Origin of the sequence: Paenibacillus taichungensis (assembly GCF_013359905.1) — a bacterium.
Lineage (GTDB): Bacteria > Bacillota > Bacilli > Paenibacillales > Paenibacillaceae > Paenibacillus > Paenibacillus taichungensis.
Genome location: NZ_JABMCC010000001.1, coordinates 1 through 209 on the forward strand (window position 1 = coordinate 1; position 209 = coordinate 209).

Here is a 209-nt window from a genome sequence, read left to right on the forward strand (position 1 = left end):
CTTGGTGAGCCGTTACCCCACCAACTAGCTAATGCGCCGCAGGCCCATCCCCAAGTGACAGATTGCTCCGTCTTTCCAGTTCTCTTCAGGAGAAGAAAACAACTATTCGGTATTAGCTACCGTTTCCGGTAGTTGTCCCAAACTTGAGGGCAGGTTGCCTACGTGTTACTCACCCGTCCGCCGCTAACCATCAGAGAAGCAAGCTTCTC

1 rRNA gene is annotated in these 209 nt (G+C 52.6%); it reads right to left on the minus strand.

From position 1 onward, the window contains the following. A 16S ribosomal RNA gene (locus tag HP548_RS00005) occupies positions 1-209 on the minus strand; the annotation flags it as partial.